The sequence below is a fragment of the Luteimonas sp. TWI382 genome (assembly GCF_039674545.1).
Lineage (GTDB): Bacteria > Pseudomonadota > Gammaproteobacteria > Xanthomonadales > Xanthomonadaceae > Luteimonas.
The window spans coordinates 50250-61663 of the sequence record NZ_JBDJNS010000022.1 but is presented as its reverse complement, the minus strand read 5'-3'; the positions used below and the strand labels follow the sequence as shown (position 1 = coordinate 61663).

Sequence of the window (11414 nt, the reverse complement as noted above, 5' to 3'; positions counted from 1 at the left end):
CGCCGCCTCGCAGGAACAGGCCGCCGGCATCGAGCAGGTCAACCAGACCATCGTGCAGATGGACGAGACCACCCAGCAGAACGCCGCGCTGGTCGAGGAAGCCTCGGCCGCTGCGCGTGCGATGGAGGAGCAGGCGACAGGCCTGGCCGAGGCGATCGCGGTGTTCCGCGTCGACACCGCCACCGCGTTGCTGCAGGCGGTGGTGGATGCGGCCCGGCCACCGGCCACCGGCCACGCGCTGTCCTGATCCCGCCGATCAGCCGCCCCATCCCGGAGAACGACAAGCACGATGGCGCCTGCAGATTCGCCCCATCCGCTGGACGACGAGGCCCTGTCGCGCTACATGCTGCGCGACAGCGCCGACATGGGCCGTGTGCTGCGCAGCCTGGTCGAGACCCGGGCCCTGATCAGCGGCAGCCTGATGCCCGGCGACCTGTCCTGCCCGACCGCGCTGCTCGCGGTCGGCGACGACGGTACCCTGGTGCTCGATGCCAGCCGGCAGGACGCGCTCAACCGCAGGATCGCGGCCTGCACCCAGTTCGTCTGCGACACCCGGCTCGACGCCGTCCAGATCCGCTTCCGGCTGTCGACACCACTGCCGGCCCTGCACGAAGGCCGCCAGGCATTCATCGCGCCCTGGCCCCAGGCGCTGCTGCGCCTGCAGCGACGCGACCTGTATCGCGTGGTGCCACCGCTCGATGCCGGCGTGACGCTGCATCCAGGGCATGGCGACGGCCAGGCTGGGTCGTCGCACGACGGCCTGCGGGTGCTGGACCTGAGCGGCGGCGGGCTCGCGGTCGCGATGGACGACGGGCAGGATCCGCGCTTTGCGCCCGGGCGCACGCTCGATGGCTGTCTATTGCGGTTGCCCGATGCGGATCCGATTGCCTTGACCGTCGCCGTCGCACACCGCTTCTGCGAGCAGACCGGGCCGCGGCTGCGCTGGCGGGCCGGCTGCCGCTTCGTGGCGCTGGCGCCGGTCGCGCAGCGGCGGATCCTCCACTACATCTTCCAGATCGAGCGCCAGCGCAATGCCCGGCTGCGCCGCGCGGTGTAGGCCCGGCGCCCTAAAGTTGCCCGCCGCGCGGCCGATGTCGCACGGGACACCCGAACACGCGCGCGAGCGCGGCATGCCTGCAGGAGCGCACCGATGAGCAGTCCCGACCCCCAGAACGCCGGCGAGTACCTCACCTTCACCCTGGGCGAGGAGCACTACGGCGTCGACATCCTCAAGGTACAGGAAATCCGCGGCTACGACGCGGTCACCCGCCTGCCCGATGCCCCGGACTACATCAAGGGGGTGATCAACCTGCGCGGCACGATCGTGCCGGTGATCGACCTGCGCCTGAAGCTGCGCCTGGCGCAGGCGCGCTATGACAGCTTCACGGTGATGATCGTGCTCAATGTCGACGACCGCGTCGTGGGCATCGTCGTCGACGGCGTGTCGGACGTGGTGCCGCTGTCGGCCGAGCAGATCCGGCCCACGCCCGAGTTTGGCGCGGCGATCGACACCCGTTGCATCTCCGGCATCGGCACCTTCGACGACCGCATGCTGATCCTGCTCGACATCGAAACCCTGCTCGACAGCGCCGAACTGGCGGTCCCGCAGGCAGCGTGATCCGGATTTGCGACGTTCATCACACAGCTTTCACTCAAGGCCCGGCCGTACGCGGCCGATAGAGGCGGGCACGGGCGCATTCGCGCCTGCCGTCCATCGATCAAGGAGCAGACCATGACCATCCACTGCAAGACGTCTTCCCTGCTGGCCGCGTTGCTGCTGGCCGGTGGCGCCTCGACCGCCTTCGCCCAGGAGGCCATCCGTCCCGAGCAGGCCGTGCGCTTCGTCGGCAAGAGCGGCATGGTTTGCGGCAAGGTCGAGAAGACCCGCTTCGCCGAGAACACCGAGGGCCAGCCGACGTTTCTGTACATGGGCGGCGCGTTCCCGCGCCACACCTTCTCGGCACGTATTCCCAGCGATCAGCGCGACCGCTTCCGTCCCTCGCCCGAGGAACTGGAAGGGCGCGATGTCTGCGTCATGGGCACCATCCAGCGCGACGCCAGCCGCGCCGAAATCGCCGTCAGTTCGCCCAGCGACATCAAGCTCGCCACCATCAAATAAGCCCCGCGCCCGGATCGCAGACCGCATCCGGGCCGTTTTTCCATCCGGCCGCCTACGGGGGATTGCCGCATGCACTGGTTCTCGAATCTCAAGCTCGCACCGAAACTGATGCTGGCATTCGGCGTCGTCCTGGTCCTGATGATCGCCCAGGGCGCGGGCGGCTTCGTCGGCCTGCGCGCACTCAACAGCGTCACCGACCACCTGGCCGACAACACGCTGCCGACGCTGACCACGGTCGGCGAAACGCGCGCCCTGCTCGGCGAGTACCGCGCGGCCTCGTACCTGGGCCTGGTGCGCGCCAGCGAGCAGGTCAAGCGCGATGCCCGCGAACGCACCGCGGCAATGGAAAAGCAGATCGAGGCGAACATGGCGTCGTACGCGCCGCTGATCGTCTCTCCGGAAGAGCGCAAGCTCTACGACGGCTTCGTGACTGCCTGGACCGACGCCAAGGCCTCGTACCACGAGGTCAACGAGCTGATCGAACTCGACCTGCCCGACGACGCCACCGACACCTTCATCGGCCGCACCCGCGATCTGCACATGGCCGCCGGCAACGCGCTGCAGGCGCTGCAGAGCGAGGCCGACCGCCAGGCCACCGAGGCCCGCGAGGAGGCCCAGGCGGTGCAGGCCGGCTCGAGCATCCTGATGGCGGTCATGCTGCTGGCCGGGATCACCGGCGGCATGGTCATCGCCTGGCTGATGGCGCGCAATCTCACCGCTGCCACCCGCTCAGCGGTCGGGTTCGCCAACGACGTGGCCAGCGGCAAGCTCGACACCCGCATCGACGCCAGCCGCCGTGACGAGATCGGCGACCTGCTCAAGGCCATGCAGCGCATGCAGCACGACTTGCGCGAGCGGATCGAGCGCGACCAGAAGATCGCCAACGAGAACCTGCGCATCCGCACCGCCCTCGACAGCGCCTCGACCGGGATGATCGTCACCGACGAGAAGTTCGACATCCTCTATGTCAATCCCGCGCTGCAGACGGTGATGGGCGACAACGCCGAGGCCATCGCCGCCGAGCTGCCGCACTTCGATCCGGCCAAGCCGCTGATCGGCGCCTCGCTGGCGACGTTCGAACTGGACGGCAAGCCGGACCAGCGGGTGCTCGCCAGTCTCAAGGAACAGGGCATCGCGCATCGCGAAATGCACTACCAGGACGCCTGCATCGCGCAGATCATCTCGCCGATCCGCGACGAGCAAGGCCGCGACATCGGTCTGATCGCCGAGTGGCGCGATCGCACCGGAGAAGTCCGGGTCGAGGCCGAAGTCGCGCGCATCGTGTCCGCAGCCGCGGCCGGCGATCTCGACCATCGCGTCGCGCTGGAGGGCAAGCACGGCTTCATCCTGCAGCTGGCGCAACAGCTCAACAGTCTGCTCGACGCCAACGCGGTCAGCCTGGCGCAGGTCTCGCATGTGCTCAATGCGCTCGCTTCGGGCGACCTGACCGCGCGCATGGACGGCGATTTCCACGGCGTGTTCGCCCGCATGCGCGACGACGCCAATGCCACCGTCGCCCAGCTCACCGCGATCGTCGCCCGCATCCAGGACGCCTCGGCCGCGATCGGCACCGCTTCGACCGAGATCGCCTCGGGCAACGACGACCTCTCGCGCCGCACCGAGCAGCAGGCGGCCAATCTGGAAGAAACCGCCGCTTCGATGGAGGAACTCACCTCCACCGTGCGCCAGAACGCCGACCACGCCCGCCAGGCCAACCAGCTCGCCCAGGGCGCGGCCACTGTCGCCTCTCAGGGCGGCGAAGTCGTCGGCCAGGTCGTTTCCACGATGGCCGACATCGAGGCTTCGTCGCGCAAGATCGCCGACATCATCTCGGTCATCGACGGCATCGCGTTCCAGACCAACATCCTCGCGCTCAACGCCGCCGTCGAGGCCGCGCGTGCCGGCGAACAGGGCCGCGGTTTCGCAGTCGTCGCCTCGGAGGTCCGCACCCTCGCCCAGCGCAGCGCCAATGCCGCCAAGGAGATCAAGGGCCTGATCGACGACTCCACCGGCAAGGTCGCCAGCGGCGCCGCGCTCGCGGGCCAGGCCGGTCGGACCATGGCCGAGATGGTCGCATCCGTGCAGCGCGTGACCGACATCATGGCCGAGATCTCCGCCGCCTCGCAGGAACAGGCCGCCGGCATCGAGCAGGTCAACCAGACCATCGTGCAGATGGACGAGACCACCCAGCAGAACGCCGCGCTGGTCGAGGAAGCCTCGGCCGCCGCGCGTGCCATGGAGGAGCAGGCGACAGGCCTGGCCGACGCGATCTCGATGCTGCGGATCGAAGGACAGGCCGTGGCCGCACCCGCGGTGCAGGCGACGCGGTCCTCCCCGCCGTCGCCCCGCAAGCCGGCACCGGCCGCGCCGCGTCCGGCGACACGCGCCCCCGCCGCGCCCGCCCTGGCCGAGGCCGACTGGGCGGAGTTCTGATCGACGCCGCCGACACGTGACACGCACAAGGCCCGGCCCTGCGCCGGGCCTCGTGCGTGGTGGCACCGATCGCGATCAACTTCGTCGGCGCTGCGCCGATAACCCCATCGAGTCTTTCTGACGCGCCAGTCGCCATGAGTGCCGCTTCCCTGCCCCATCCTCCAGGCGATGCACGCCAGTTCGTGTTCGCCGACCGCGATTTCCGCCGCGTGTGCCAGCTGATCCACGACCGTGCGGGGATCGCGCTGGTCGCCAGCAAGCGCGACATGGTCTACGGCCGACTGTCGCGGCGGCTGCGTGCGCTCGGACTCGACGACTTCGGCGATTACCTGGCGCTGCTGGAAGGCGATCCCGACGGCGAGGAATGGCAGGCGTTCACCAACGCGCTGACCACCAATCTGACCGCGTTCTTCCGCGAACCGCATCATTTCGAGACCCTGGGCACCCAACTGCAACGGGCCGGATCGGGCCGCAAGCCGCTGGTGCTGTGGTCGTGCGCGGCCTCGACCGGCGAAGAGCCGTACTCGATGGCCATCACCGCCTGCGAGGCCTTCGACACGCTGCAGCCGCCGGTGCGCATTGTGGCGACCGATATCGACACCCAGGTCCTGGCGACCGCGCGCCAGGGCGTCTATCCGATCGAACGCGTCGCCGCGCTCGACGCGGACCTGCGGCGCCGCTTCTTCCAGCGCGGCACCGGGCCCAACGCCGGCAAGTGCCGGGTGCATCCGGCACTGCAGGCGCTGATCGAGTTCCGCCCGCTGAACCTGCTGGCCGGCCGCTACGATGTCGGCGGCCCGTTCGATGCGATCTTCTGCCGCAATGTGATGATCTACTTCGACAAGCCGACCCAGCGCGCCATCCTGTCGCGGCTGGTCACGCATATGGACGCCGAGAGCCTGCTCTATACCGGGCATTCGGAGAACTACCTGCACGCCGCCGACCTGATCCAGCCCTGCGGCCGCACGCTGTACCGGCGCCACTTCGCGGCAACCGCCCCGTGAGCATGCCGCCCAGCGATGCGGTGATGCGCTACCGGGACCCGCAGTTCCAGGTGCCGGCGGCCAAGCTGCTGCCCACCCAATACCTGGTGGTGGACGACGGCACGGCGCTGGTCACCGTGCTCGGCTCGTGCGTGGCCGCGTGCATCCGCGACCCGCTGCTGCACCTGGGCGGCATGAACCACTTCCTGCTGCCCGATGGTGGCAATGGTGACGGGGCGCCGGCGCGCTACGGCAGCTATGCGATGGAGGTGCTGATCAACGAGCTGCTCAAGCGCGGCGCCAGCCGCCGTCGCCTCGAGGCCAAGGTGTTCGGCGGCGCCAACGTGCTCAAGGGCTTCACCAACAACCCGGTGGGCACCCGCAACGCCGAGTTCGTGCGCGGCTACCTGGACGCGGAGCACATCCCGGTAGTGGCCGAGGACCTGCAGGGCATCCATCCGCGCAAGGTGTGGTTCTTCCCGCAGACCGGCAAGGTGATGGTCTACCGCCTGCCGCACGCGCACGGCGCCGAAGTGGCGGCCACCGAATCGGCCGTCCGTGCCCGCCTGGCGCGCGCGCCGGTCGCCGGCGATGTGGAGCTGTTCGAATGATGCCGGTCCGCGTGCTCATCGTCGACGACTCGGCGGTCGTACGCCAGTTGCTGACCGAGGTGCTGTCGTCCGATCCGCAGATCGAAGTCGTGGGCAGCGCGGCCGACCCGCTGCTGGCTCGCGAGAAGATCAAGCGCCTGCATCCCGATGTGCTGACGCTCGATGTCGAGATGCCGCGCATGGACGGCTTGGTGTTCCTCGACAATCTGATGCGCTTGCGACCGATGCCGGTGGTGATGGTGTCCTCGCTGACCGAACGCGGCGCCGACATCACCTTGCAGGCGCTGGCACTGGGCGCGGTGGACTTCGTCGCCAAGCCGCGGCTCAACGTTGCACACGGGCTGGAGGCCTACGCCCAGGAGATCACCGCGAAGGTCAAGGCGGCTGCGCGCGCCCAGGTCCGCACCGCGCCGCGTCCGGTATCGCGTGCGGCGGTCGGTCCCGCCGCACCGGCCGAGCCCACCGCCACGCCGGTCGCGCTGCGCTACCGCACGACCGACCGACTGATCGCGATCGGCGCGTCCGCTGGCGGCACCGAGGCGATCCGGGTCGTGCTCGAGGCGATGCCGCCCGATGCGCCGGCGATCGTGCTGACCCAGCACATTCCTGCCAGCTTCAGTGCGCCATTCGCCGAGCGCCTGGACCGCCATTGCGCAATGCTGGTGCGCGAGGCGCGCGACGGTGAGACGATCCTGCCCGGGCATGTCTACCTGCCGCCGGGCGACCACCACCTGCGGGTGCTGCGCGATGGCGCCCGCTGGCGCTGCCGGCTCGACCCCGGCCCGCCGGTCAACCGACACCGGCCCGCGGTCGACGTGCTGTTCCGCTCGGTCGCGCAGGCCGCGGGCGCCAATGCGGTTGCGGCGATCCTCACCGGCATGGGCGATGATGGCGCCCGCGGGCTGCTCGAACTGCGTGAAGCCGGTGCTGCGACGCTGGTGCAGGACGAAGCCAGCAGCGTCGTCTGGGGCATGCCGGGCGCTGCCTGGAAGCTGGGCGCCGCGCAGGAATGCCTGCCCCTGGACCGCATCGCCCAGCGCCTGCTCGCATTGACCCGGCACGAGACGGTCGACTGACACCGCCGGCACCGCAGCGCTCGCCCTGCGGGCATGACGACCGGCCCCACGCCGCAATGCGCCCAAGATCGCTGCGCGCCCCCCCGGCGCGGGATCAACGCCGGCTCAATGCGGCGCGCCGGCATAGGCCTTTTCGCCGGCCAGCACCGCCAGCCGGACCATCTGGCCGTTGGCATCGCGCTGCGCGAGGCGATTGCCCGGCGGCGGCAAGGGACAGGTGGCGTAGGCGGTGTACGCGCACGGCGGGTTGTAGGCGCGGTTGAAGTCGACGACGACGGTCGCATCGTCGGCGACGGGGCCGGTCTGCAGATAGCGGCCGACCGCGTAGGTGTCCCGCCCACTGGTCCGATCCTGGAAGTTGAGACTCAGGCCCTGCTGTGGATCGCCCAGCGCCTCCAGCCGCCAACGGTGTCCATCCTTGTCGAATTCCACATAGCCCGGATTGGGCGTGTCGTGGATGTCGCCGATGATGTTGGCGATCGGCAGGGTCGTGCCCGGCGGGTGGGCCACGAACCGGGCCTGCACCCGCCAGGCCGGATCGGGCTCGAAGAAGTCCAGACCGGCGAACTGCCGGCGCGCCGGCGCATCGGCGTGCCGCACCCGCAGGCCGAGCCGATCGCCGCGGCGGATCAACGAAATCCGGCCCTTGCCCTCGTCGTATCCCAGCTGGGTCCCGCCGTCCCGGCCTTCAGGCTGCAGCGCCACCTCGCCCTGCAGGGGGCGGCCATCGACGGTGACCATCGCGTCCTGGTCAGCGGTGAAGTAGATGCCATCGGCCCGCCGCTCCAGTTCGCCCAGGTGCGGCGGAGCGATGGCCAGGCGGATGTCGTCCTGCGCGCCGCCGCCGACACGCTGTCTGTCGGCCTCGACCCAATGCAGGCCGATGAGGCGCGTCCAGCCATCGGGCTTGTTCAACGCATCGGCGCGCTCGCGCACCCACGCCGCATGCGCCTGGCGAAACTCGGGCGCGGTGTCCACCGAGGCGATCGGCGCCATGCCAGGATCGTCCGGGCGGTCGCAGGCGACGAGCGCCGGGAGCAGCAGGGCCGCGAGTGCGAGCGGACGCGTTCTCATGGTGGTCACCAGGTCCTTGAAATGCCCAGATGCAGATAGCGGCCGTAGGATTCGTGCAGGGCCGTCAGATAGTGGCCGGCGGCGTTCAGCGGCGGCGACGTGTCGAACAGGTTGCGTGCGCCCACGTCCACCGTCGTGCCGGCGAGCGGCCCGCGGGTGAAGGCATGCGCCACCGACAAAGCCCAGCGCTGGGTGGACGGTACGACGAACGGGCTGCGATCGGCATACGCACCGGCGGTCACGCTGCCGATGTAGTCGTCGCGCAGCCGCACCGTCCAGCCGGCATGCTGCCAGAGCAGCGTCGCGCTGCCGCGCCATTCCGGCTTCGCGCCATTGATGCCCACTTCGTTGGCCGCGCCCAGGTTCGCGGCGACGATGTCCAGCGCGCCGCTGTCGATGGCCTCGGCCACCTGCTGCACTTCGATCGGCTTGTGCTGGGTGTAGGCCTTGAGGCGGCTGACGTCGAGCAGCAACGCGAAGTCGCCCCACGCCGTCTCGCGGAACCGCCAGGCCAGGCGGTAGTCCACCCCGGACGCGGTCAGCGGTTGCCGGTTGCGATAGGTGTCGTACACATGGGTCACGACACCGGCCGGCGCGATGCCCGAGCCCTCGAACAGCGCGATGTCCTCGGCGGTCACCGGGGCGCGGACCACGTTCGGGTTGCTGCGGCCCTCGACGACGCGCAGATACGCGTCGTAGAGCACCTCCTCGCCCATGGTGCCGATCGGATTCTCGACTTCGATCCGCCAGGCGTCCACGCTCAGACGCAGATGGCCCAGCCCCGGCCGCAGGAACCGCGGCTCGAACACTGCGCCCCACGACGATTGCCGGGTCGTCTCCGGTGCGACATCGTCGCCGTAGGCCGTGACGGCGCTGACCGACGGCTTGACCTGCGATCCGTTGCTGTAGGCGTTCAGGCAGGCGGTGTAGCCGGGATGCGCGCCCTTGACCACCAGCGCGTGGCAACGCACGGCGTCGTTGTTGAAGCCGAAACCGTAGGTCGGCGGCGCGTTCACCAGTTCCAGGCCGGGGGCGCGGAAGCCGCCGCTGATCGAGCCGCGCAGCAGCAGGCTGTCGTTGACGCCCCACGCCGCGGCGATCTTCGGTTTGGCCACATCGCCGGCATCGCTGTAGTCCTCGTAACGCCCCGCGATCTGCAGGTCCAGCGAGCGCACGAGCGGGACATCATGGACCGGTGCGACCAGCGGCACCGCCAGTTCGATCAGCGCCGACGTCACATTGCGGCTGCCGCGCACGTCGGGCCGGGCACTGTGGGTGAAGAAATTGCTCTGGGCAACGGTCCCGGTGTACCAGTCCACGTACGGTGTGCTGCCATCGATGCTCCGGTCGCGATCGTCGAAGCGACTTTCGTAGCGGTACTCCACGCCCGCCGCCAGGCCGATGTCGCCGGCATACCAGGACAGCAGGTCGGGCCGGTCGAGCTTGAAGTCCCACAACGCCAGTTCGGCCATTCCCTCGCGGGTCGCCTCGCCGATGAACGCGGCGGTGTCGGAGGGCGTGGCATCCCCGACCCGGATGCTGGCCGGGTCGCCACCGCTGAACGGGTTGTAGGCGCTGGCATCGGTGCGGTTCACCGCGTCGATGAAGGCATCGGTGAATCCACCCTGCTGTCGATCGGTGCTGCGCGCCCGGGAATACAGCAGCGCGGTTTCCCAGTTCCAGCCCGAATCGGTCCAGCCGCGCAGGCCGAGCAGCGCTCGCGATTGCGAGTTGTCGACCCGGACCCGGCGGATGCCCGAATCGGCGAACTGGTAGTTGAGCAGCCGGATCGCGTCCGCACCCCGCAGGGCGTCCGGCACCCAGTAGGCATCGGGCCGGATGTGCAGCAGGAAGCCGTCGCCGCCGAACCCCGCCTCGCTGCTGACCCAGGATTGCGATTGCGCGCGGTAGTAGCCGAATTCGCCGAACAGCTGACGGCGGTCATCCAGGTCGAACCGTGCCGTGGCGAAGACGTTGCCCTTGTCGATCGCAGGCGCGGTCGTGATGCCCGGCTCGGCGCCGGCGTCGTAGTGGTAGCGGGTCGGCACCTGACCCGGCGCCAGGGCGCCGGTGGCCGGGTCGATGTGCCAGCTGCCGGTGCGCCGGCCATCGACATAGGTATCGAAATGGCCCCAAGGCGTGCGGGTGGTGAAGCCGGTGGTGCCGTCGGGATCGGGGACGCGGGTGCCGTCGGCCAGCACGCGGCGGCCGTCGGTCGCGGTGAACCAGGCGTCTGAATTGTGCTGCGCGGTGCGGGTGGACACCCCATAGAGCACCGATACATTGCCGCGGCCGCCGGCGAAATCGCGGCCGACGTAGCCCTCGAGCGACAGGTCCTCGCGGTGGCCGTCCTGGACCGCGCCATAGCGCAGCGTGATACCACCGCCGTCCTCCAGGTTGGTCGGCGTGATCAGGTCGGTGACGCCGGCGATCGCATCGGCGCCATAGATGGACGCCGCCCCGTCGAGCAGCAGATCGATGCGCTCCAGGCCGAAGGTCGGGATCGCATTGGCGTTGTAGGTGGTGTTGTCCCCGCTGTTGCTGATCGGATGCTGCACGGTGCGGCGGCCGTTGATCAGCAGCAAGGTGTACTTGGCGCCGAGGTTGCGCAGATTGATGGCCCCTACGTCGCCACGCGCGACATTGGAATTGCGCCCGGCGTTGGTGGTGCCCTTCTCGGTCACGGCGACGTCGCCGAACTGCGGCAGACTGCGGAACAGTTCGTTGCCGTTGGTCGCGCCCGTGGCCTGGATCTGGGCCCGGTCCACCGTCGCCACCGGCAGCGCCGCGGCGGCGCCGCCACCGACGATCCGCGAGCCGAGCACCGAGACCTTGTCGAGCAAGCGCGCAGTAGGTGCGGACGCCGCGTCGTCGGCCTGCACGCTCGTCGACAGCAGCACGCACAACGCCAGTGCCAGGCGGCCGCGCGTCGGCGCGGGCACGCGCGCGCCGCGGGCGGCGGCTGTCGGGACAGGATGGGCGCGGGCGCAACGGTGCATCGGGGACCCCGTGGTTCGATGGAAGGACGACGCCGCTCGGCGGATCACACACGCTCGTGCGTGCGCGATCCGGGCGCGTCGAATGCTCTGGTTCTGATGGCGTGCGACGCACGCCGCTC

Annotated in this window: 9 protein-coding genes and 1 pseudogene; 8 read left to right on the top strand and 2 right to left on the bottom strand. The window is 69.8% G+C overall.

From position 1 onward, the window contains the following. From ABE505_RS13275 to ABE505_RS13240, 8 genes and pseudogenes are all read left to right on the top strand, one after another. Window positions 1-247 (top strand): annotated as a pseudogene (locus tag ABE505_RS13275) (hypothetical protein); the annotation flags it as partial. A gap of 42 nt (window positions 248-289) precedes the next feature. Further along, window positions 290-1057 (top strand): flagellar regulator YcgR PilZN domain-containing protein, encoded by a 768-nt coding sequence (locus tag ABE505_RS13270; protein WP_346445836.1) that lies wholly within the window; start codon window positions 290-292, stop codon window positions 1055-1057. Window positions 1058-1150: 93 nt separating this feature from the next. Beyond that, window positions 1151-1618, top strand: coding sequence for a chemotaxis protein CheW (locus tag ABE505_RS13265; RefSeq protein WP_346445835.1), 468 nt, complete (start codon window positions 1151-1153; stop codon window positions 1616-1618). Between the two features lie 114 nt (window positions 1619-1732). Continuing rightward, a complete protein-coding gene (locus ABE505_RS13260) occupies window positions 1733-2119 on the top strand; it encodes a hypothetical protein (protein WP_346445834.1) in 387 nt (128 codons plus the stop codon). A gap of 69 nt (window positions 2120-2188) precedes the next feature. Further along, window positions 2189-4552 (top strand): methyl-accepting chemotaxis protein, encoded by a 2364-nt coding sequence (locus ABE505_RS13255; protein WP_346452875.1) that lies wholly within the window; start codon window positions 2189-2191, stop codon window positions 4550-4552. Window positions 4553-4686: 134 nt separating this feature from the next. Beyond that, on the top strand, window positions 4687-5556 hold the full coding sequence (locus ABE505_RS13250) for a CheR family methyltransferase (RefSeq protein WP_346444853.1): 870 nt from the start codon (window positions 4687-4689) through the stop codon (window positions 5554-5556). Between the two features lie 2 nt (window positions 5557-5558). Beyond that, entirely contained in the window at window positions 5559-6146 is a 588-nt protein-coding gene (cheD, locus tag ABE505_RS13245; protein WP_346444921.1) for a chemoreceptor glutamine deamidase CheD, read from the top strand. Beyond that, window positions 6146-7222 carry a chemotaxis response regulator protein-glutamate methylesterase gene (locus ABE505_RS13240; protein ID WP_346444923.1) on the top strand — a complete coding sequence of 359 codons (1077 nt, stop codon included), beginning with the start codon at window positions 6146-6148 and terminating at the stop codon, window positions 7220-7222. Before cheD ends, ABE505_RS13240 begins: the two co-directional genes overlap by 1 nt. A gap of 105 nt (window positions 7223-7327) precedes the next feature. Here the strand turns inward: ABE505_RS13240 and ABE505_RS13235 are convergent, their stop codons facing one another. Then, the gene (locus ABE505_RS13235; RefSeq protein WP_346444855.1) at window positions 7328-8296 is read right to left on the bottom strand and encodes a DUF1684 domain-containing protein; all 969 of its coding nucleotides are present in this window, start codon (window positions 8294-8296) and stop codon (window positions 7328-7330) included. A 5-nt stretch (window positions 8297-8301) separates the two neighbouring features. Then, complete coding sequence (locus ABE505_RS13230) at window positions 8302-11295, bottom strand: TonB-dependent receptor plug domain-containing protein (RefSeq protein ID WP_346444857.1); 2994 nt, start codon at window positions 11293-11295, stop codon at window positions 8302-8304. Window positions 11296-11414: the final 119 nt, after the last annotated feature.